The organism is Haloarcula sp. CGMCC 1.6347 (assembly GCF_037078395.1).
Lineage (GTDB): Archaea > Halobacteriota > Halobacteria > Halobacteriales > Haloarculaceae > Haloarcula > Haloarcula amylolytica.
The window spans coordinates 675,905-696,633 of record NZ_JAYMGX010000002.1; the positions used below are offsets into that span (position 1 = coordinate 675,905).

Annotated in this window: 18 protein-coding genes; 12 read left to right on the plus strand and 6 right to left on the minus strand. The window is 63.1% G+C overall.

Going from position 1 to position 20,729, the window contains the following annotated elements; translation table 11 throughout:
• Positions 1 to 86 precede the first annotated feature (86 nt).
• Positions 87 to 401, minus strand: coding sequence for a hypothetical protein (locus tag VI340_RS11815; RefSeq protein WP_336358406.1), 315 nt, complete (start codon positions 399 to 401; stop codon positions 87 to 89).
• Positions 402 to 611: 210 nt separating this feature from the next.
• On the opposite strand from VI340_RS11815, the gene VI340_RS11820 reads away from it, so the two are divergent.
• Entirely contained in the window at positions 612 to 1,361 is a 750-nt protein-coding gene (locus VI340_RS11820) for a helix-turn-helix domain-containing protein (protein ID WP_008308088.1), read from the plus strand.
• A 75-nt stretch (positions 1,362 to 1,436) separates the two neighbouring features.
• Here the strand turns inward: VI340_RS11820 and VI340_RS11825 are convergent, their stop codons facing one another.
• The 3 genes from VI340_RS11825 to VI340_RS11835 form a co-directional block, all read right to left on the minus strand.
• Positions 1,437 to 2,231: a lipoate--protein ligase family protein gene (locus VI340_RS11825; RefSeq protein WP_008308087.1), complete on the minus strand. Its 795-nt coding sequence runs from the start codon at positions 2,229 to 2,231 to the stop codon at positions 1,437 to 1,439.
• Positions 2,232 to 2,763: 532 nt separating this feature from the next.
• A complete protein-coding gene (locus VI340_RS11830) occupies positions 2,764 to 3,240 on the minus strand; it encodes a cupin domain-containing protein (protein WP_336328964.1) in 477 nt (158 codons plus the stop codon).
• Positions 3,241 to 3,384: 144 nt separating this feature from the next.
• On the minus strand, positions 3,385 to 4,062 hold the full coding sequence (locus tag VI340_RS11835; RefSeq protein ID WP_336358407.1) for a helix-turn-helix domain-containing protein: 678 nt from the start codon (positions 4,060 to 4,062) through the stop codon (positions 3,385 to 3,387).
• An 88-nt stretch (positions 4,063 to 4,150) separates the two neighbouring features.
• Here VI340_RS11835 and VI340_RS11840 point away from each other — a divergent pair, with 88 nt between their 5' ends.
• From VI340_RS11840 to VI340_RS11855, 4 genes are all read left to right on the plus strand, one after another.
• Positions 4,151 to 5,788 carry an NADH-quinone oxidoreductase subunit D gene (locus VI340_RS11840; RefSeq protein ID WP_336358408.1) on the plus strand — a complete coding sequence of 546 codons (1,638 nt, stop codon included), beginning with the start codon at positions 4,151 to 4,153 and terminating at the stop codon, positions 5,786 to 5,788.
• Between the two features lie 64 nt (positions 5,789 to 5,852).
• Positions 5,853 to 6,377, plus strand: a complete 525-nt coding sequence (msrA, locus tag VI340_RS11845; RefSeq protein ID WP_336328961.1) for a peptide-methionine (S)-S-oxide reductase MsrA — start codon at positions 5,853 to 5,855, stop codon at positions 6,375 to 6,377.
• Positions 6,374 to 6,793: an acyl-CoA thioesterase gene (locus VI340_RS11850; protein WP_008308081.1), complete on the plus strand. Its 420-nt coding sequence runs from the start codon at positions 6,374 to 6,376 to the stop codon at positions 6,791 to 6,793. Before msrA ends, VI340_RS11850 begins: the two co-directional genes overlap by 4 nt.
• Positions 6,794 to 6,897: 104 nt before the next feature.
• On the plus strand, positions 6,898 to 8,082 hold the full coding sequence (locus VI340_RS11855) for an AI-2E family transporter (protein WP_008308079.1): 1,185 nt from the start codon (positions 6,898 to 6,900) through the stop codon (positions 8,080 to 8,082).
• A gap of 10 nt (positions 8,083 to 8,092) precedes the next feature.
• Here the strand turns inward: VI340_RS11855 and VI340_RS11860 are convergent, their stop codons facing one another.
• Positions 8,093 to 9,325 carry a DolP-mannose mannosyltransferase gene (locus VI340_RS11860; RefSeq protein ID WP_008308077.1) on the minus strand — a complete coding sequence of 411 codons (1,233 nt, stop codon included), beginning with the start codon at positions 9,323 to 9,325 and terminating at the stop codon, positions 8,093 to 8,095.
• Between the two features lie 853 nt (positions 9,326 to 10,178).
• On the opposite strand from VI340_RS11860, the gene VI340_RS11865 reads away from it, so the two are divergent.
• Both VI340_RS11865 and VI340_RS11870 read left to right on the plus strand, forming a co-directional pair.
• Positions 10,179 to 11,087 (plus strand): serine/threonine-protein kinase RIO2, encoded by a 909-nt coding sequence (locus tag VI340_RS11865; protein ID WP_008308075.1) that lies wholly within the window; start codon positions 10,179 to 10,181, stop codon positions 11,085 to 11,087.
• Between the two features lie 694 nt (positions 11,088 to 11,781).
• Complete coding sequence (locus VI340_RS11870; protein WP_008308073.1) at positions 11,782 to 12,204, plus strand: metal-dependent transcriptional regulator; 423 nt, start codon at positions 11,782 to 11,784, stop codon at positions 12,202 to 12,204.
• Between the two features lie 216 nt (positions 12,205 to 12,420).
• Here VI340_RS11870 and VI340_RS11875 read toward each other — a convergent pair whose 3' ends face one another.
• Complete coding sequence (locus VI340_RS11875) at positions 12,421 to 14,082, minus strand: aldehyde ferredoxin oxidoreductase family protein (RefSeq protein WP_008308071.1); 1,662 nt, start codon at positions 14,080 to 14,082, stop codon at positions 12,421 to 12,423.
• A gap of 208 nt (positions 14,083 to 14,290) precedes the next feature.
• Between VI340_RS11875 and VI340_RS11880 the strand changes: the two genes are divergently transcribed.
• Genes VI340_RS11880 through VI340_RS11900 form a run of 5 tightly spaced genes read left to right on the plus strand, consistent with a single transcriptional unit; the run spans position 14,291 to position 20,725 of the window.
• Entirely contained in the window at positions 14,291 to 16,240 is a 1,950-nt protein-coding gene (locus tag VI340_RS11880; RefSeq protein ID WP_336358409.1) for an ABC transporter substrate-binding protein, read from the plus strand.
• 3 nt (positions 16,241 to 16,243) lie between these two features.
• Positions 16,244 to 17,197, plus strand: coding sequence for an ABC transporter permease (locus tag VI340_RS11885; RefSeq protein WP_058994369.1), 954 nt, complete (start codon positions 16,244 to 16,246; stop codon positions 17,195 to 17,197).
• Positions 17,198 to 17,200: 3 nt separating this feature from the next.
• Positions 17,201 to 18,238, plus strand: coding sequence for an ABC transporter permease (locus VI340_RS11890; protein WP_336358410.1), 1,038 nt, complete (start codon positions 17,201 to 17,203; stop codon positions 18,236 to 18,238).
• Positions 18,238 to 19,416 carry an ABC transporter ATP-binding protein gene (locus VI340_RS11895; protein WP_336328957.1) on the plus strand — a complete coding sequence of 393 codons (1,179 nt, stop codon included), beginning with the start codon at positions 18,238 to 18,240 and terminating at the stop codon, positions 19,414 to 19,416. The genes VI340_RS11890 and VI340_RS11895 overlap by 1 nt, the downstream gene beginning before the upstream one ends.
• On the plus strand, positions 19,409 to 20,725 hold the full coding sequence (locus VI340_RS11900) for an ABC transporter ATP-binding protein (RefSeq protein WP_151103767.1): 1,317 nt from the start codon (positions 19,409 to 19,411) through the stop codon (positions 20,723 to 20,725). The genes VI340_RS11895 and VI340_RS11900 overlap by 8 nt, the downstream gene beginning before the upstream one ends.
• Positions 20,726 to 20,729: the final 4 nt, after the last annotated feature.

Consider the following 20,729-nt stretch of genomic DNA (forward strand, 5'->3'; position numbering starts at 1 on the left):
TCCGGAGTGGTACGATCGGTTATAGCTCGTGTCCGGATTTCGCCGGAGCGGGACGACAGACCGGGGAACAGAGATACCCGACCGCCTCAGATCCACTCGCGGACGGGTGGGATCATGCGGAGGCTCGATAGCGCGAGGTATGCACCGAACAGGACGAGTACTACACCGATAGCTGCCGGGAGCGGCGTTGCTGACAGTAGTAACGCTGCGCCCCAGGAGGCCAGTACGATGCCGATACCGACCAACATGAGCGTGCCGAGCGCGCCGAGCACTGCGTCCTCGGTAGCCACCCGGACAATCGCGTACAGTTCTTCCTCGGAAAGCGTTGCGGCGCTGCCGTCGGCTGCCCGAGGGTCGGCGGAGGTGTCGGCAGAGCCGTCATCAGCGGGGGACGAGACCATGCTACTGCTTGGCCGGGTTGCCACAAAACGGTAACGTAGTTCTGTTGTCAGTAACGCTGGACAGTCCACCCTCGTAGCCCGTCATTGCAGGTGTGAGGGTCACGATGAATCGACCACGTATTCTTAGCAATAGCCAACCATCTAGTTTTGAGCGTCTTCAGTCGACTGGTAATCGACTTATACCGGCCTCGATAAGTTAGTAATAGCCAAATGACTGAATCACAGGCCGCAGTTGATGAAACACGCGAGTTCGAGTTCGTCTTGCAGTTCGACGCGGGAGCCGATAGCCTGATGGACGTGTTCCGGCAGTACGAAAGCCTCTCTGTGTGGTCCTCAGCCATCTTCGTCGGTGACGACCACATGTGGCGGCTGGACCACGCGAAAGGGACGCCCGAGGCCCTGAACGCGTTCGACGAGGTCTTCCTGGACGAAGACCGCTGTAACGAGTGTTTCGACGTCGTGAGCTGTGAGACGACGCGGACGTACCACATGCTGGACCGCGGGGAAACGTCACGGACAGTGTACACGTTACGTCGCGAAATCAGCGGCTGTCAGTCGCTGCCGAGTTTCCTGCACCGGCACGTCAGTGAGGGGACTATCTTCGAATCCCGGCGGACTGGCGACGAGTACCGCTGGCGCGTCCTCTATCCGGGGTCGAACCCCATCGGCGAGGTGTACGACAGAATCGAATCGAGCCTCCGCGACGGCGTCACGCTCTCGGTGTCTCACATCACCAGTGCCGGAAACTGGAAGGCCACCGAACGGGTCGCGACGAACTTCTCGCCCCAACAGTGGCGGGTGCTGAAGGCCGCCGTGACCCACGGCTACTACGAGCGGCCGCGGGAAGTCTCGGTCAAGGACCTCGCATCGATACTAGACGAGCCCCGGTCAACCGTGCAGTACCAGCTCCGGACTGCCGAGGACCGCCTTATCTCGCAGTTTGTCGAAGAAACACTCTGAAAGGCGATCTTTCAGGATAGGACGCGGCTCGTGGTGGCCCGGCACGGCCGTCATCGCCGGACCGCACCGCCAGCGTCAGGGCGACCGTCGAATCCACTCGTCTGCGTCGAACTTCTCTTCCGCGTGCTCGCGTGCGCATGCCAGTTCGTCGTCCGTCCACGAGCCCTCGGTCGCGTCGACCCACTCGGCCAGCGTCGAGCGGAGCGTCTCGACAGCCTCGGCGCGGTCGATATCGGCGTACTCGTCTATCGCTCCGACGCGTTCGGTGAACCGCTCCGAGTCGGGGTCGGCGGTGAAACAGCCGCAGTGGCGGTCGGGGCGCAGCGAGACGGACAGGGAACCGTGCTGGATGACGGCGTCCTTCTGGCGGTACTGGGCGTTCCCGCTGAGTTTGCGGCCATCGGGGCCGACGATATCGTGGGCCGGATGGAGTTGCCGCAGGTAACAGGCCGGCTGGTGGACCGCCGACCGCTCGTCGTCGGCAAACGACGCGTCGACGCCCATGCGTTCGAACGCTTCGAGCACCGGCTCGCAGAACTGCTCGTAACACGCCATCAGGTCGCCCGGCACGGCCTCGGCCGGCGCGATGATGCCGTACGAGATGTCCGCCACGCTGTCGTGGTAGATCGCCCCACCGCCGGTGGGCCGTCGCGTCACCCCAACGTCCTCGCGCTCGCAGAACTCCCAGTCGATCGTGTCGGGGTCCTGTCCGTAGCCCAGCGACAGCGTATCGGGCCAGGTGTACACTCGAACCGTTGCCGGACCGCCAGCGGCGACGGTTTCGGCAGCGGCCGCTTCCAGCGCCATCGTCATCGGTCCGGGTCGTGTTTCCTCGCCGATGACGCGCCACTCCAGGTCGGCCAGTGACATACCCGGGCTTCGTGACGCGATGCGATATGAATTGCGGGCTATAGTAGCCATTGAAAATCAATGCACACCTGATCGCACGATGGCAGTGTGATCAGTGTGTAAATCGTTTCAATTGTTACTATAGCAGCGGGTGGAATGACTGACGGGGTCGTTGTTTATGCAAAGAGCCAGAAAGCCCCCGCTCGCTCGACTCCTGCGACTCGCTGCGCGCTTCCTCGCTCCTCAACGTCGCTCGTCAGTGCTTGCATCGCCTCGAACGTCGAGCGAGCGGCCCCTTTCAGTCCCACCCGTAGCCGGTTGGACAAAGAATGCTGGGCGGGACTGAAAGGGGCGTTGTCGGCGCTGTGCGCCGACTGCTCGGGAGACCGCAGGTCTCCCGGTGGCCGGCTGGACGAAGGCGGGCGATGTAAGCACCACAGGAGCGACCGGAGGGAGTGACAAGGAGCGCAGCGAGCCCCCCGAGTTCAGCCGGCCGGGGCTTTCTGGCTGTACAAACACCTGTTTCCAATCACGAGAGCGACAGAAGTGGGTCCTAGCCCTGAACGTTCCCGCAGTCGGTACAGGTGAGTTCGAACCGGCCCTCGGCGAGGGCGACGCTCTGGGTCGTCTCCGCGTCACACTCCGGGCAGTGCGCTCTCGATTCCAGGTCGTCCCAGTCGTGAGTTGCACCGGGCGCGCCGAAGGCCCAGCCGACGACGCGCTCGTCGCCGGCGTTGTATCCCTGCTGGAACTCGCCGGGTTCGAAGCGAATGAGTTCGCCGCCCGAGACGTCGACCTCCTCGCGGTCGAGGCCCACCTCGAAGGTGGTCTGTCCCTGCTCGATGTAGAACACTTCTTCCTGGTCGTGGTGGCGGTGGAGGCTCCCCGAGAAGGAGTCACCGGGTTCGAGTTCGAAGTAGTTCGCCGCGAAATGCTCGGTCCCGAGTTTTCGGGAGACGGGCTTGCGGATATCGTGTACCTGCATCGGGTTCCGTTCGACCGGTACGTCGTCGATAGTTACTGTGTCCATGATCAGTGTCGTCCTGAGTCGGGCCACCGCTGGCCCCTGTGGTGTGTTCGCAACCCAGCATTAGTAGACACTGTTCCAGAGTTTATAGTTTTTCGGGAAGGCAAACAGTAGTCGGCCGCTCCGGCGGTTACCGTACAGAGCGGGCTATTCCGCTGATGTGGGCCGCTGTTCGAGTACGTCAGCCATCACATGGGCCTCGGCCTTCCGAAGGTGTTCGGCAGCGGTTCCGGGAGCACAGCCCAGTTCGGCGGCGACGTCGTCGACACCGCCCTCGCGGGGGTCAGCGTAGTACCCGCAGTCGACGGCAGCGGCGACAGCTTCGAACTGCCGGTCGGTGAGCGCCGCCCCGGTATCGAGCCGCCGGCTGTCGTACTCCCCGACCTCCCGAACGTCGACGGAGACGCCGTCGGGCACCGTCTCGACTGCCTGCTGGACCGTCCCGCCCGGGCCGACCAGCGTGAGCCCGACCGTTCCGTCGGCGCGGTAGGCCACCGGCGAGACGATGACCAGGCCGGCCCGTGTGAGCGCGTCGACGAGGTCGTGGCCGGTCGTCGACGGCGAGTCCTGTACGTAGAGGTAGAACGTCTCGTCGGGGCACGTCGAAATGGCGTACTCCCGGACGGTGTCAGCCTGTTCCAGCGCCGCCCGGTAGGGCTCCGGCGGGAAGCCGTCGACATGAAACAGCAGCGTCTGGAGGTCGGCACCTATGTCGTTGCCCCGGAGGAGATAGCTCGCCTCGTAGCCGTCGTGCTCGACGACGAACTGATGCATCGGGTGGCGGACCTCGGGGGCCATCCACAGCGAGAGCGTGACGTATTTCATACCTGGCTGTTCCGAGCAGTATTTAAAATAACCTCGGGCGTGAGGGGATAGTCCGAGGCACTCGGCCGCCGAACGCACGGACACTGAGATGGCCCAGACAGTCCACCGCACCGACGACGTCCATCCGCTTATCGAGCCGATTGCCGACCACGTCCTCTCCACCGAACGCCACGAGAACGCTCCGGCTGTCGTCATCCGCGCTGACGAAGTACAGACCGTCCTCTCGACGCTGAAAGAGAATGTCGGCTTGGACCACTGCGCCTGCGTCACGGCACAGGAGTACGCCGACCGGTTCGAAACGATCTATCACCTGCGGCGCTACGCCGACCCGACACAGGAACTCTCGGTCGTCGTTCCGACGCCCAGGGAGTCGCCGAGCAGCGAGTCAGCCGCACCCGTGTACCCGACGGCGGCGTGGCACGAGCGGGAGGCCTACGACCTGGTCGGCATCGAGTACGCGGACCACCCTGACCTCCGGCGCATTCTCCTGCCCGAGACCTGGCAGGGCCACCCGCTGAGCCGGGACTACAATCAGGACCAGCCACAGATCGTCTCCTTTCGCGAGCACGAGCGCCTGCTCGAAGACCGCCGCGAGGGGCCGGAGACGATGCACCTCAACATGGGGCCACACCACCCCTCGACCCACGGCGTCCTGCACCTGAACGCCCAACTCGACGGCGAGCAGGTGGCGGCCGTCGACCCAGACATCGGCTACATCCACCGCTGTGAGGAACAGATGTGTCAGCAGGGCACCTACCGCCACCAGATCATGCCGTACCCGGACCGCTGGGACTGGGGCGGGGCCGGGCTGTTGAACGAGTGGGCCTACGCCCGCGCGGCCGAGGACCTCGCCGACATCGAGGTGCCGGCCTACGCCCAGGTCATCCGGACGATGGGCGGGGAGCTCTCGCGCATCCTCTCGCACATGCTCGCGGTCGCGACCTACGCGCTGGACGTAGTCGGCGAGTTCACCGCTACCTTCCAGTGGGGGGTCCGGGACCGCGAACTCGTCCAGGACATCCTCGAAGACCTCACCGGCCAGCGGCTGATGTTCAACTACCTGCGGCTGGGCGGCGTCGCCTGGGACCTGCCCGAGCCCCGCGAGGCGTTCTTCGAGAAGATACGCGCGTTCCTCGACGACCTGCCCCACAAGCTCACAGAGTACCACGACATGCTCACCAGCAACGAGATCCTCCAGTTGCGGACGATTGACACGGGCCACCTCCCGCCCGAAACCGCGAAGGCCTACGGCTGTACCGGGCCGGTCGCGCGAGCATCCGGCGTCGACTACGACCTCCGACGGGACGACCCATACGGCTACTACGACGAACTCGACTGGTCGGTCGTCACCGAGCAGGGCGGCGACAACTTCTCACGCCTGCTCGTGCGCCTGCGCGAGGTGGAGGAGTCCGCGAAGATCATCGGCCAGTGTGTCGACCTGCTGGAGGACTGGCCCGAGGACGACCGCGAGATTCAGGCCAACGTCCCCCGTACGCTCCGGCCCGACCCCGACACCGAAATCTACCGCGCCGTCGAGGCCGCGAAGGGCGAACTCGGCATCTACATCCGCTCGGACGGGACGGAGACGCCGGCCCGGTTCAAGATCCGCGGCCCCTCCTTCTCGCACGTCCAGGCGCTGTCCGAGATGGCGCGTGGCGAGTACATCCCCGACCTCGTCGCGACGATAGGTAGTCTGGACACCATCATGGGCGAGGTCGACCGGTAGGCCGGCACCCATCTGCGACGAACACAGCCAGTGAGTTTTGTACGCCGGGCACGTACGTCCGGTGATGACTGAACAAGCGACATTCGCGGGCGGTTGCTTCTGGTGTACGGAATCGGTGTTCAAGCAGGTCGACGGCGTGACCGATGTGATTTCGGGCTACGCCGGCGGCCACGTCGCCGACCCCAGCTACGAGGCGGTCTGCCGCGGGGAGACGGGCCACGCCGAGTGTGTACAGCTCACTTTCGATCCGGACGAGGTGAGCTACGAGGACCTGCTCGCAGTCCACTTCACGACGCACACCCCGACGACGAAAGACCGGGAGGGCAACGACGTCGGCACGCAGTACCGCTCGGCCGTGTTCTACCACGACGAGGCCCAGCGCGAAACCGTCGAAGCCCTCATCGAGGAGATAGAGCCGGGCTACGACAGCGACATCGTCACCGAAGTCGAGCCGCTGGAGACGTTCTATCCCGCCGAGGAGCACCATCAAGACTACTTCGAGAAGAATCCGGACCAGAGTTACTGTCAGTTGACCATCCCGCCGAAAATCGAGAAGCTCAAAGAGAAACACGCGGAACTGCTGGCATGAGCTTCGAGTACACGACGGAGGTCGAGGTCCGGTACACGGACATCGACACGTACGGCCACGTCAACAACGCGACGTACGCGACCTACTTCGAGGAGGCTCGCATCGACTACCTGCACGACGTGGTCGACTGCGGCGAAGCGCTGCTCTCGGGCAGCGAGTCGGGCACCGGCATGGTCATCGCGAACCTCGAAGTCGATTACATCCAACCGGTCCGGATCAGCGACTCCGTCGCCGTTGCCGTCCGGGTGCCCCGTCTGGGCGGGAAGAGCTTCCCCTTCGAGTACGAGGTCCGGACCGAAGACGGTGTGGCTGCGACCGGGGAAACGACTGTCGTCACGTACGATCGCGACACGGAATCCTCGCGTCCGATCCCCGAAGACTGGCGGGAGCGGATTGCGCAGTTCGAAGGGCTGTAGCCACAGCCGATAGCATGACGCCGCCCATTTCGTTCCGCCCACGCTAGAAATCATCGAGCCGACCGGTGGTTTTATTTTTCATCGAGATGTTGTATTGAAAACATATGGAATATAGTACCGACCTCGGACGGCGCGCCCTCTTTGCCCTCGCAGGCGTAGCACTCCTCCTCGTGGTCGGGTTCGTCCTGTCCCAGTTCCTCCCGACGCTCGTGTTTACCGTCTTCCTGTACTACGCCAGCCGACCGATTTATCGACGGCTCGGGCGGCTCCCGATGCCCGATTCGTTCCTGAATCGAGCTGTCCCCTACCAGAAGCAGGTCCATGCGGCGGCCACGATTTTCTTCTTTCTCCTGCCGTTCGTGGTTCTGGTCGGCTACACGCTCGTCCTCATTGTCCCCGAGTTACAGGCGTTCTTCGGCGAGGGCGGCCTGGGCGCGGCGTACCTCGCGCAGTTCCAGGATCTCCAGGGTGGTTCACTGCCAGGGCCGCTCGCCGACCTCGGCTTCACCGATGTGCTGGCAATGGGACCGGCTGAGGTGATCGACCTGTTGCGAAACGCGAGAGTCCAGTCGTGGCTGGGGCAAATATCCGATACGCTCATCGACTCCGTAAGTATGCTTACGGCGCTACTGCTGCGCGTGTTCATCATGTTCGCCGGAACGTACTACCTGCTTACCGACGGACCGCGCCTCGTCGGCTGGTTCCTCGATACCTTCGACGGATCGGGCGTCCTCAGGGAGTACGCGGCAGCAGTCGATGAAGAACTGTCCTCGATTCTCTTTGGGAACATCCTGAACGCACTGGTGACTGGTGTCATCGGGATTTTCGTGTTCTCGCTGTACAATCTGGTCGCTCCCGGCTCAGTGCAGGTTCCGTTTGCACCACTCGTCGGCGCACTCACCGGCATCGGGAGCCTCGTTCCCGTTGTCGGAATGAAAATCGTCTACCTGCCCGTCACTGCACTGCTTGCGGTCTCCGCGGTCGTCACGGGACAGCCAGCGGCCCTGGCATGGGTTGTCCTCTTTCTCACAGTCACGCTGGTCGTCGTCGACACGATCCCGGATTTCCTGATTCGGCCGTACGTCAGCGGCGACCTGACCCACATCGGCCTGTTGATGTTCGCGTACATCCTCGGACCGATCGTGTTCGGCTTCTACGGCATCTTCCTGGGCCCGATCCTGCTGGTCCTTGCCGCCCAGTTCTTCCGGATTATCGTTCCCTACATCATCACGGGCTCAGTCGCAACGACGCAAACGTCGCTCTCCGACTACGACTCCGCGGAGTCGTAACCGTAACGGGCTATCCGTTCCCGAGTCGGGCGCTGGCGGTCCCGAAGTCGAGACAGCGACTGTCGACCGACGAGTCGACTCGGTCGAGCCACCGCAGTTCCATCACCGAGAGCCGGTAGTGACACGTCGACGGCTCGATCTGTTGCCAGTAGATGTACCGGACGTCCGGTACTGGTTCGGCCTCGTCGTAGGCCGCTGGGAGGTCGTGGGTTTCGAGGTCCGACATCGGCACCGGTCCCGGCGTCTCGACGGGTGTGAAGACGACGCCGACGCTACCGAGGAAGGCGACGTTCACGACGAGGACCAGCGCGAGGATGACGCCGAGATTCTGCGCCTGTTGTCTGTCGCGAAGCACCGTGGCAATCATGCCGATACCGATTGCGACGAACGCGAGCCCCGGAATGAGGTCGGTGTAGCCGCCAGTTTCGAAATCGACGAACAGTACCAGAAACGCGAACCACGCTGCGCCGACCGGAATCCACCATTCGGTGCGCCCGGCAACGCCGTCAGTGTCAGTGAAACAGCATCGAGCGGTGTGAGCGAGGCCGAGTCCACCGAGCAAGACGAACGGTGACGCCCATTTGAAGTGGACGACACCGGCGACGAACCGAGCGAGCAACGACGCGTGTTCCTCCGTTTGTAACGGTACGAGGAGAACCTGAACGACCATCTCCGAGGCTGAATGCCAGAGGAGAAACACCGGTATCAACATGACGACGGTAAAACCGAGACCGCCGGCGACGACACGCTCAAGCGCCCGCGTGTCGCGCCGTTGGATCGCTAGACCGACCACGATCAGCGGGAAGATGGCCCCAGCCTGCCAGTATCCAACACTGGCTGCCGCAGCCACGCCACTCAGTGCCGGGTAGCCACGCGTGTACAGATATATCGCCAGTAATCCACAGAGAACGAGGAGGTATTTCGCTTTGAACCCATACGCCGGCCGGACGGCAAACCCCGGCAACAGGAACATCGACAGGCCAGCCAGCAGCGCAGCGATATCATCGCCAGTGATGTCATAGACCAGTATCACGACGAGTCCGACGATTGCACACACCGCACCGCTCATCAGCACCACGCTGAGGAGGTGGAGTCGGTACATATCGCCACCGGACAGCAATGCCAGTATCCCGGTCGTCTCGTAGGACAGCGGCAACTTCGGTTCCCAGGCGTCGACGTACAACCGCCCTCCGCGTGTCAAATACCAGCCGAGATGCTGGAAGATACCGGCGTCGGGTGCCATGGGCGGTCGAGTGGAATCGAGTGTGATTGTCAGGAAAACGTACAGTTGCGTGCCGACGGCAAACAGTACCGGAAACGCGAGTCGTCTATCGTGGGGATGGAGGGCAAGCGAGCGAAGCAGATCTCTGAGTTGATCTTTGTTTCGTCTGCTCACACGGGCTGTTTGTGTTCAGGTGACCAAAAGTATAGACTAATTTAGAACATATTCAGTAGCCAAAGGCAGCTACTGTTCGCATTACATATACTGCTACCGAGATTAGGATTGTGTTTTTAGATTGATGTGTCGCTCGTGATTCCGTTCAGACACCGTTCATATAAAGGGAGTCTGCAACCGTTCAGAGCCCGTGTTCACGAGTACTCAGTCGTGATTTGAGCTACAGAAACGGTAGTACAGCGGTGATACCCGACCGATAATACTACTATATGAGCCTGTACCATGTGGGTTAAAGTATTCCCTACTCGGCAGGACATTGTCTCAGACGCTGTTGGGCGCGAAACATCGAAACCAAGTCCGTATCGGAGTAGCTAGATACCCATATTAAAGCAGGTATATTCAGCACGAGGGAACCTGGGCCCGCTTACGAGCGCACTGTGCTTTGATCTGACTCAGCACGGGGACGCTGGACTGGGTTTGAAACGTCTACTCGGCACGGAGCGACTGACAAGACCAACACTGGATACTCCGCAGAACAGCCCGCTCGCCCACCAGCGGTACTGATCGGCACATCGACAGTCCGATTGCAAACCGAACAGCGACGAGGCCGAGATATGATTTTGTATAGCGAATACTAATTTATCAATGCCCTCCGCCGAACGCGTCGGCCTTTTACCAGTTGGCCCAGTAGAGAACCCTAATGGTCCAGAACGTGGCTTCAGTGATGGCGGAGCTGGAACCCGAGGACTTCCATCTGCTCTCCGGCGTCGAACAGGGGATGCGGTTCTCGGAGTACGTCGCCCGCGAGAAGTTGACCGAGTTCTCCCGGCTGACGACGGAAGACGTCGACTACCGGCTCGACCGGTGTGCGGACCGGGGGCTGGTCGAGCGTAAGACCATCCAGTACGAGGGGTTCAAACTCACGTTCGAGGGGTACGACACGCTTGCGCTGCACACCTTTGCCGAGCGCGACACTATCGAAGGAGTTGGGTCGCCGCTAGGCGTCGGCAAGGAAAGCGACGTGTACGAGGCCCAGTCGTACAAACCGGTAGCGCTGAAATACCACCGCGAAGGGTACACCAATTTCCGTGAAGTGATGAAAGAGCGGGAGTACACCGCCGACCGCGACCACGTCTCCTGGCTCTACACCGCCCGGAAGGCCGCCGAACGGGAGTACGATGCCCTCGAAACGCTGTATCCGGACGTATCAGTCCCACAGCCTATCGACACGAACCGCCATGCGATTGTCATGGAGAAGATAGACGGCGTCGAACTCTCCCGAACGAAACTCGAACCGGAACAGGTACTGCCGATTCTGGATCTCGTGCTTGAGGAGATGCAGACGGCCTACCGCGAGGGGTACGTCCACGCGGACATGAGCGAGTACAACGTCTTCGTCACGAACGAGGGCGTCGTCGTCTTCGACTGGCCCCAGGCCGTCCCGACCGACCACGAAAACGCCAGGGAACTGCTAACCCGCGATGTGGAGAACATCGTGAGCTACTTCGAACGAAAGTACCCGCAGGAAATCAGCGACGTGGACAGGGACGCAGTCGCCGAACGGCTGGCGACCGACGCGTTCGAGTCTATTACCGAGTTTACCGAGTAGCGACGTTTTAGCCGCTACTCACCTTCTGTTGGCTGTTCACGGACGAGTCGGAGCTTGGCCGATCGCGGGCTGAATAAACCATATAATGCGATATCAAATCGGTCAAACCGTACTGAACGGGTCGGTTCGAGACAGCGGTGAGAGAGGCGGTGTGTTCCCGGTAGCGAGGTCGAGTACCACACGACGGACTCGCTTCGCCGAACAGTGGGTTCAACTGTTCCTTACCGAGCTTCACAGATTGGATTAGGCAGTCCTAAAAACCGCAGACGTTTTATATTATTAGGTTGGCCTAAAACATATGGCAGACGACGGTACTGCGTGCGGGGCACAAACGGGGAGAGACCCGCGGAGGGCTCGATGGCAAGCGGTTTCGTATCGTCGAGGACTACGTCGGCACCCTTCGCGGGGTAGCGGCGTGCACCGCGGGCCATATCCCGAGGTCCCAGTGGCGAGCAGTTGCTCGACCGCCCGTGCTCTGCCGACACTATTGGGGGGCGTCTGCCTGATGAGTGGCGACAGCGATAGCGGGATATCGGGGGAACCGGACGATGGGTAAACGCCCGCAACGGTCGCGCGCTCGACTGTGGGCTTGGGCCTACGCGGTGGTCTTCGGGACCGGGGAGCAGTCGAAGGGGGAATCGACGGCTGGTACGCCCGCAGCAAGCGGCGGGGATGGGGCGGATTCGGCGGAGCGATGAGAACGGCGCCGGAGTATTTGCTGGCGATCTACATCGCACAGCACCGGAACGACCCGCCAGTCGCACCGGGAGAGTTGGGGGAGATGCTCGATCGGTCTCCGGCGGCGGTGACGGAGATGTGCCAACGACTCGCCGAAGACGGTCTCGTCTCGTACGAGCCCTACGATGGCGTGACGCTAACTGAATCGGGGCGCGAGGAAGCCGCAGAGTTACACGAGACGTACGTGACCGTCTCGTGGTTCTTCCGAGGCGTGCTCGATCTCGACGACCACGAGACGGAAGCGATGGAACTGGCCGGTCTGGTCAGTCCGATGGTCGCCGAGCGGTTGGCGGCCACACTGCCCTGTGACGCCGGGGCAGAAGGTACACGGGGGGTTGCCGATTCAGACTCGACGACCTCCGATGGGGACACTGCGTGAGAGCGTATCGGTCAAGGTGCGAGGATTACAGCCGGCGTTCTGAGCGTCCGCTCGTATCTGGATCGCAACTGTCGGCATTTTCTCGATACTGGCCGGGTCTCGGTTTTATTCACACCGGACAGCGTTCGCCGTCGAGGAGAAGGCGGTGGATCGGCCGGACTGAGTCAGTGTGTGGACGGAGCCAGGTAGCTATCTGCGAGGATTCCAGGGCGGGAACTAGACCGGCAATGTATTCTCGGGGACCGTGCCGTCGTCGGACCAGCCGCGCGCGTCGTAGTACTCGTCGAGCGCTGCCTCGAACGACGGGAGTTCGTAGGGGAGCGCGTCGTCCGTCCGGTCGAAGCCGCGCTGGTTGTTGAAGTGGCGTTCGAGGGTCACGGTGCGAGCGCCAACGGCCAGCAGGTCCTCGAAATCGGCATCGAAGAGCTGTTCGTAGCGCTCGGGGGTCATGAAGTCCCGCGAGAACTTGCAGACGACGCCGCTGTCGTTCAGCGCCATCAGGTTCTCCCGCTCGACCAGCACGCCGGCTTTCCCGAGCGTCCCCTCCGGAGCCACCGCCTGTTCGTCGGGGACGAGCGGGTACTCGACGGAGTAGAACGTCGCGTACATGTGGTCCGCGCCGCGGTTGGCGACGGCGTAGGAGAGCCCCTGGCCGTGGAGGACACGGCCCTCGTGAGCCGCGAAGTCCATCCCCTTGACCGTCCAGTTCTCGACGCCGAGGTCGTCGTGGCAGCGGTCGATACCCTCCGCCAGCGTGTCGCCGATACCGTCGCGGTGGGCGATTTTCGCGACGGTCTCGTGAATCAACTCGGTATCGCCAAACGCGTCCTCGCTGTCGAGATACGCGGCGACGGTGTTGCCGGCGGAGATGGCGTCCATCCCGAGGCGGTCACAGAGTTCGTTGGACTGCATCACGTCCACGATGTCGTCGACGCCGGAGTTCGACCCGAACGCCATCGCCACCTCGAACTCGGGGCCTTCGGTTTCGACGCCGCGCTCCTCGTCCCGTGTCGGGAGCTTGCAAGCGAACGCACACGCCGAGCAGGTCCCCTTCTTGTACTTCTTCGATTCGACTGCGTCGCCGTTGATGCCCTCTACACCCGGGAACGACTGCTCGGAGAAGTAGTAGGACGGGAGCCCGTTGACCTCGTTGGCGAGGTCCATCACCGAGACGGTTCCCTGCCGTTTCATGATGTGGTCCGCTGTGGCGGCTTCCCGGTGAATGTCCGTCTGTATCGGTGGAATCTCGATGTCCGGCGGGGAGTCGCCCGCGAACGTGAGTCCCTTGACGTTTTTCGCACCCATGACCGCGCCGAGGCCGCCGCGGCCGAACGCTCGTTCCCCGCTCGTCATGATGGACGCGAACCGAACCCGGTTCTCGCCGGCCGGGCCGATAACGGCCGTCTGGTCGGCCTCGATACCGTGTTCGGCGTCGAGGTACTCCAGCGTCTCGGGAACAGTCGCGCCGGCGAGGTCGGGGACGGCCTCGAACTCGACGCCGTCGTCCCGAACGTGGAGGATGACGAGTTCGTCGCTCTCGCCGGTGAGTTCGACAGCGCTGTACCCGGTATCGGCGAAGTTCCTGGACATGAACCCGCCGGCGTTCGAGGAGAGCAGCCCGTCAGTCAGCGGCGAGACGCCGGTACAGTTCATCCGGCCGGTGAAGCTCATCTGGGCGGCCTGCATCGGCCCCGTCGAGAACACCAGTCGGTTCTCCGATCCGAGCGGGTCAACGTCGAACGGGATCCGCTCGTGGGCGAGCCGCGTCCCGACACCGCGACCACCGAGGTACTGTTCGAGGATGCCGTCTATCTCCTCCGTGTTTGTCTCACCCGCTGACAGGTCGACTGTCAGTAGCGGCCCCGTTGAATGTATCATGATTGTTCCTTGACTAGCGATGATCTTATCGATTGTGCCATGGGCGACTGTTCAACTGAAGCCGTTCCTACCTCCATCAGGAAGCAATAAAACCCATAGTCGGTGTAATGGCGTTTTACCGTGGTTTCGGTCGCAGTTCATGAAATCATGTTTACACTATAAGTATGATCAACAATAACACATATCTTACCCTCCGAGGGATGTGTTCATGTCTCAAGATGCAGATGCCAGCGGAACGTCGACAGTATCGCGACGACGGATGCTTCAGACTACGGGTGCCGCCACACTGGCCGCACTCGCCGGCTGTAACACCGGTACCAACGACGGAGCCAGTAGCGGAGGCGGCGGTGGGGCCCCCGACCCGGTCCGTGAGCGCGTCGACGTCGATGTCGACGAGATTCAGGACGGGGGGACCCTCCGGTTCGGCCTCGGTGCCGGAATCGACTCCTTTGACCCGTCCTACAGCACCAGTGCGCCGTCCGGGAACGTCCACGGCCTCGTCTACGAGAGTATCATCACACAGGACGCCGCAGGCACCGTCTATCCCTGGCTAGCGAAGTCCTGGGAACGGGTGGACGTACAGGAAATCGAAGACGGAGCCTACGAACCGTACATGGTGTCGGCGGATACGGACGACGACGGGAACCTCGTCGCCGACGACCAGATACTCATCCGGAATCAGGAGGCCGGTGAAGTTCTGACTGTCAACGAGGCCCCCGACGCCGTCGAAGACGGTACCTACGGCATCAAGTACCAGGCCAAACTCCACGAGGGCGTCACATTCCACAACGGCGAGGAGATGACCGCCGAGAACGTCGCCCGGTCCTACGAGGTCGTCGAGAACTCCTCGATTTCGGCCCAGACGTTCGACTCGTTCCTCTACGCCGAAGTTGTTGATGACTACACGGTCAACATCTACGGGCAAGAGCCCGATGCGGAAGCCGACAACCAGCTCCCGGTCGACGTGTACCCGATGGAGCACATCGAGGAGTACCCAGACACGGGCGCGGACCCGCGCAACGACCACACCCCCATCGGGACGGGACCGTACCAGTTCGAATCCTACGAGACCGAGGAACGTGCCGAGTTCAGTTCCTTCGACGACTACTGGCTCGACGACCTCGGCCTCGACGCGCTGGAGTGGTGGGACGGCCCGGACGGCTTCCCGACGAGTCCGGTCGTCGACGAAGTCGTGGTCGCTATCGTGCAGGACAACGCGACCCGTGCCGCGGCGCTCAACAACGGCGAGATCGACCTCACGTACGGGCTCAACACCGGCACGTACGGCGAGTACCGGAGTGCCGAGGACTTCCGGCTCAGCGTGACTAATGCCGGCGCGTACAACTTCCTCCAGTACCCCGTCACCCAGTCGCCGTGGGACGACCCGCGCATCCGCCGGGGCGTCAATCAGCTGATTCCCCGTGCCCAGATCGCCGAGAACATCTACAACGGGTATCGGAATCCGGCCTACACGCCGCTGCCTGAAATGGCCGCCAAAGCGGGGACGGTGGACTACGAGGCACTCACCGAGGAACTACGCCCACAGACCGAGCAGAACACCGAGGCGGCGACCGAACTGCTGCAGGAGGCCGTCGACGACCGCGGCGTCGAGACGCCAATCGAGGCCACAATCGAGACGAACGCGACGGACGACCGCCTGCGCGAGGCCGAACTCATCGCGCAGGTGCTGAGCAACACGGAGTTTTTCGACATCAGCGTCGAGGACTTCGAGTTCACAACATTCATCCAGCGCATCCTCGGCTCCGAGTACTACCAGCAGGGCAACATCGTCCTCATCGGCCTCTCGGGGACGTTCAACCCCGGCAGTTTCTACGACGCCGTCAACTCCATCGACAACTTCGGCCAGTGCTGTAACTTCAACCGGATTGACACGCCGGAGCTGGACGAAATCGCGACGGAGGCGCGGTTCTCCGTCGAAGCCGTCGAAGACTCACAGTTCCGGGGCGAGCAGTACGACAAGGTGTGGCAGGGACTTATCGAGCAGGCCCCGAACAGCTACACTGTCTTCGGGACAAACGTGACGGCGCTGTCGGCGGAGTACGTCGGCTACAACACGTACACGTTCTCCAGCAGCATCCTGCCCTACGGCCTGCACGCCCCAGAAGACCAGCAGGTCGCCTATCTGAACCGGGAGTAACCCATGGGTCTCAGACGCTTCATCGCAGTCCGGGTGCTCACGACCATCCCGATACTGTTCGGAGTCTCGATGTTCACCTTCGCGATGGTCCACCTGACGCCAGGAGACCCGATCGACCAGTTAGTGGCGCTAAACCCCCAGATTTCGGCCGCCGAGGAGGCGGCGATACGTGCCAGATACGGGCTCGACGGCCCGGTGTGGCAGCAGTACCTCACCTGGATAACCAACGTCCTCCAGGGCGATTTCGGGACGGTCATCAACGTCGACCAGCCGGTCGGTCCGTACATTATGGACCGGTTACCACAGACTATCGCACTGGGCCTGTTCGGCTGGGTTATTGCCCTGCTCATCGCGATTCCGACCGGCATCTACGCCGCCGTGAACAAGGACACGCTGGGCGACGACCTCTCGCGGGTGTTCGCGCTGTCGGGCATCTCGCTGCCGAACTTCTGGCTCGGCCTGATGCTCATCCTCGTGTTCGCGCTCTGGCTCGACCTCTGGCCGGTGCTGGCCCCGAACAAACCGCTGTTCTCGCCGGCAATGCTGAAGTATCTCGTCCTCCCGGGCGTCACCATCGGAACAGCGTCGTCGGCCACGCTGATGCGGGTGATGCGGTCGTCGATGGCCGAGGAGATGAACAAGGAGTACGTCACGGCGGCCCGGGCGAAGGGGTTGCCCGAGCGGACGGTCGTGTTGAAACACGTCCTGCGGAACTCGCTCATCTCGGTGACCACTATCGCCGCGTTCCTGACAGCAAGTATCTTCGCCGGCGCTGTCGTCGTCGAATCGGTGTTCGCCTGGCCCGGGCTGGGAAGAGCCTTCGTCAAGGCGATCTCCGGCCGCGAAGTCGACCTCATCATGGCGATCACGCTGTTTACCGGTGTGACGATCATCCTGGCGAACCTGCTCGCAGACATTGTGTACGCGCTGTTAGACCCACGAATCCGCTACGACTGACCAATGAGTACTGAACGAGGACGCATACGCATAACGGGGTTCGACGCCGACCGCGTCGAGTCCCGCGAACCGCTATCCGACTGGACAGAGGAACGAGACACCGAAACCGAGAGTCGCTGGGAGCGCGCCTGGGGCGAGTTCCGTGACAACCGGAGCGCGATGCTCGGGCTCTATATTGTTGCCCTGATGGGAATCCTGGCTGTATTCGCACGCCCAGTGACAATCGCGGGCGTGACGGTCCAGCCCTTCTCGCTGGCCCCCTACGACCCGAGCGCGATTCTGTACGTGCAGGGTCTCGACGTGAGCGCGTACGAGGCCCCGTCGCTGGCCCATCCGTTCGGCACCGACGGCTCCGCCCGGGACGTGTTCTCCCGCGTGCTGTACGGCGGCCGGTTCAGCCTCTCGATTGGCTTCATCGTGGTCTCGATTACCGCCGCCATCGGGCTGGTGTACGGTGCCATTGCGGGCTACTACGGCGGCCGGATCGACGAAGTGATGATGCGGCTGCTCGACCTTATCTTCGCGTTCCCCGGCCTCCTGCTGGCGTTGATTATCGTCGCCGTGCTCGGCAAGGGGTACTGGGAGCTGGTGCTCGCGTTCACCGCGTTCGGCTGGGCCGGCTACGCCCGACTGATACGCGGTGAGATACTGAAGGTCAAGGAAAACGAGTACGTCATGGCCGCGAAGGCGCTGGGCGCGCGTGACCGTCGCGTCATCTTCAGACACGTCGTCCCCAACGCTATCGCACCGCTGGTCGTCCAGGCCTCCCTCTCCATCGGGACGGTCGTCATCGGCGTGGCGGCGCTTGGCTTCCTTGGCCTCGGGCTCCCGCCCGGGTCCGCCGAGTGGGGGACGATGCTGGACGCGACGCGCGAGACCATCGTCCAGGGTCCCGGCGGGACGATTCCCTGGTGGGTCACCGTATTCCCCGGCGGCGCGATCTTCCTGTTCGTGATGTCGATGAACCTCATCGGTGACGGCATCAACGACGCGCTCAACGCGCAGGAAGGCACTGACGTAGCCACTGGAGGCGAGGTCTGATGTCACTGCTGGAAGTCGAAGACCTCACGGTGAACTTCTACACTGAGGAGGGCGTCGTCACCGCCGTCGACGACCTCTCCTTTCACATCGACCGCGGCGAGAAGTTCGGCGTCGTCGGCGAGAGCGGCGCGGGCAAAAGCGTCACCGCGCTGTCGGTGATGCGCCTCATCGAGGAACCGGGCCGCATCGAGAGCGGGACCATCCGCTTCGACGGCCAGGACCTGATGGAACTGTCCGATTCAGCGGTGCGGGACGTGCGGGGCAACGACATCGCGATGATATTCCAGGACGCCCAGACCGCACTGAACCCGGTGTACACCGTCGGCGAGCAGATCTCCGAGGCCATCCGTCACCACCTCGACTACGGCGACGCGGCCGCCCGGGACCGCACGATTCGGCTGCTCGATGACGTTGGTATCCCGGAACCGGAGGCCCGCTACGACGACTACCCCCACGAGTTCTCCGGCGGGATGCAACAGCGGGCCATCATTGCGATGGCGCTGTCCTGTGACCCGGAACTGCTCATCGCCGACGAGCCGACGACGGCGCTGGACGTGACTATCGAGGCGAAGATCCTGGACCGCCTCGACCGCCTCGCCGACGAGTACGACACGGCCATTCAGCTCATCACCCACGACCTCGGCGTCATCGCGGAGATGTGCGACCGGGTGCTGGTGATGTACGCCGGCCGCGCCGTCGAGAACGCCCCTGTCGAGGAGCTGTACTACGACCCGAAACACCCCTACACCGTCGGGCTGATGAGCGCCATCCCACGCATCGGCGACCGGCAGGACCGGCTCCAGACGATTCCCGGGACGATGCCGGACCTTGTTGAGGTCCCCTCTGGCTGTAGCTTCCACCCGCGCTGTCCCTTCGCCGAGGAGGCCTGTACGCGCAAACAGCCGCCGCTCGTCGACCCCGAAACCGGCGACGGTGTCGGTCCGTCCGACCGCTCGGCGGCCTGCCTGGCCTACACTGGGGACCTCGATAGCGAACTGGACTACGAAGTCGAAGTGAAAGGGGGTCGGGGGAGTCCGCCCGACGATACCCAGCCCGACCCCCGCGGCGGGCGCACGGACACGGAACCACCCCAGGCCGACTCCGACCCGGTCGGTCTCGACACCGACCTGTTAGACCGCGATGGCCCAGACGACTCGGGAGGGCAACAGGATGGCTAAGACGGCCGATAGCCCGATCCTGGAGGTCGAGAACCTCACGAAGTACTACGAGTCTGGCGGGACCATCGTTGACACCCTGCTGGGCCGGAGTCAGGAGGTGAAAGCCCTGGACGGCGTCGACCTTGAACTCTACCCCGGTGAGACGCTGGGTATCGTCGGCGAGTCCGGCTGTGGCAAGACGACGCTCGCCCAGACGCTGCTGCGGCTCATCGAGCCCACGGCCGGCTCGGTCCGCTACAAGGGCGAGGACTTGACGGGAGCCTCGGACGACCGCCTGCGGGCGCTCCGGAAGGACATCCAGTACATCTTCCAGGACCCCTTCGCCAGCCTCAATCCGCGGCTGACGGTCGGCGACATCGTCGGCGAGCCGCTGGACATCCACGGGATCGCGGACGGTGAGGAGCGAACCGAGCGTGTCAAAGAGTTGCTTGAGACCGTCGGGCTGAGCCCGCGTCACACACACCGCTACCCCCACGAGTTCTCCGGTGGCCAGCGCCAGCGTATCGGCATCGCCCGCGCGCTCGCCGTCGACCCCGAGGTCATCGTCTGTGACGAACCCGTCTCGGCGCTGGACGTGAGCGTGCAGGCCCAGATTCTGAACCTGCTTGCGGACCTGCAGTCGGAGTTCGGCCTCTCCTACGTCGTCATCGCCCACGACCTCTCTGTCGTCGAGCATATCTCCGACCGCGTGGGCGTCCTGTATCTCGGGGAGTTCGCCGAAGTCGGCCCAACCGAGGACGTGTTCCAGCCGCCGTATCACCCCTACGCCGAGGCGCTGCTGTCGGCCATTCCGGAGCCGGACCCCGGCTGGGAAGGGGACCGTATTTTCCTCTCCGGCGACGTTCCGTCGCCGCTGAACCCCCCGTCGGGCTGTCGGTTCCACACCCGCTGTCCGAAGGTCATCCAGCCCGAAGGCACCGACATGGCCCAGTCCGAGTGGCGGTCACTGATGGACCTGAAACAGCGGCTCCGCAAAGCCGACTCGCTCGAGGCCGTCACCGCCGTACAAGAGGGCGTCGAAGACGAAGACCTGAGTCAGCTCTCGCGGTCCGCACTCGAGACCCGGGTCCGCGCCGAGTTCGGCCTCCCGGACACGGTCGGCGACCGGGAGGCCGAGGACGTGCTCGCGGCGGTGCTCGACCACCTTCACGACGAGGCCTTCGAGGACGCGCTGGCGGCGATGAACGACGCCTTCAGCTCCCCCTGTGAGCGGACTGACCCCACGCTGTTCGGTGTCGGTGACGACCACCGCATCGCCTGCCTGTTGCACGACGACGAGCGGCCGGACACGCCGACGCGGACGGGGTAGCACC

What these genes read in the sequence shown, in the direction of transcription:
- VI340_RS11815 (WP_336358406.1), bottom strand. Translation starts at nt 401, where the DNA reads ATGGTCTCGTCCCCCGCTGATGACGGCTCTGCCGACACCTCCGCCGAC.
- VI340_RS11820 (WP_008308088.1), top strand. Translation starts at nt 612, where the DNA reads ATGACTGAATCACAGGCCGCAGTTGATGAAACACGCGAGTTCGAGTTC.
- VI340_RS11825 (WP_008308087.1), bottom strand. Translation starts at nt 2,231, where the DNA reads ATGTCACTGGCCGACCTGGAGTGGCGCGTCATCGGCGAGGAAACACGA.
- VI340_RS11830 (WP_336328964.1), bottom strand. Translation starts at nt 3,240, where the DNA reads ATGGACACAGTAACTATCGACGACGTACCGGTCGAACGGAACCCGATG.
- VI340_RS11835 (WP_336358407.1), bottom strand. Translation starts at nt 4,062, where the DNA reads ATGAAATACGTCACGCTCTCGCTGTGGATGGCCCCCGAGGTCCGCCAC.
- VI340_RS11840 (WP_336358408.1), top strand. Translation starts at nt 4,151, where the DNA reads ATGGCCCAGACAGTCCACCGCACCGACGACGTCCATCCGCTTATCGAG.
- msrA (WP_336328961.1), top strand. Translation starts at nt 5,853, where the DNA reads ATGACTGAACAAGCGACATTCGCGGGCGGTTGCTTCTGGTGTACGGAA.
- VI340_RS11850 (WP_008308081.1), top strand. Translation starts at nt 6,374, where the DNA reads ATGAGCTTCGAGTACACGACGGAGGTCGAGGTCCGGTACACGGACATC.
- VI340_RS11855 (WP_008308079.1), top strand. Translation starts at nt 6,898, where the DNA reads ATGGAATATAGTACCGACCTCGGACGGCGCGCCCTCTTTGCCCTCGCA.
- VI340_RS11860 (WP_008308077.1), bottom strand. Translation starts at nt 9,325, where the DNA reads ATGGCACCCGACGCCGGTATCTTCCAGCATCTCGGCTGGTATTTGACA.
- VI340_RS11865 (WP_008308075.1), top strand. Translation starts at nt 10,179, where the DNA reads ATGGTCCAGAACGTGGCTTCAGTGATGGCGGAGCTGGAACCCGAGGAC.
- VI340_RS11870 (WP_008308073.1), top strand. Translation starts at nt 11,782, where the DNA reads ATGAGAACGGCGCCGGAGTATTTGCTGGCGATCTACATCGCACAGCAC.
- VI340_RS11875 (WP_008308071.1), bottom strand. Translation starts at nt 14,082, where the DNA reads ATGATACATTCAACGGGGCCGCTACTGACAGTCGACCTGTCAGCGGGT.
- VI340_RS11880 (WP_336358409.1), top strand. Translation starts at nt 14,291, where the DNA reads ATGTCTCAAGATGCAGATGCCAGCGGAACGTCGACAGTATCGCGACGA.
- VI340_RS11885 (WP_058994369.1), top strand. Translation starts at nt 16,244, where the DNA reads ATGGGTCTCAGACGCTTCATCGCAGTCCGGGTGCTCACGACCATCCCG.
- VI340_RS11890 (WP_336358410.1), top strand. Translation starts at nt 17,201, where the DNA reads ATGAGTACTGAACGAGGACGCATACGCATAACGGGGTTCGACGCCGAC.
- VI340_RS11895 (WP_336328957.1), top strand. Translation starts at nt 18,238, where the DNA reads ATGTCACTGCTGGAAGTCGAAGACCTCACGGTGAACTTCTACACTGAG.
- VI340_RS11900 (WP_151103767.1), top strand. Translation starts at nt 19,409, where the DNA reads ATGGCTAAGACGGCCGATAGCCCGATCCTGGAGGTCGAGAACCTCACG.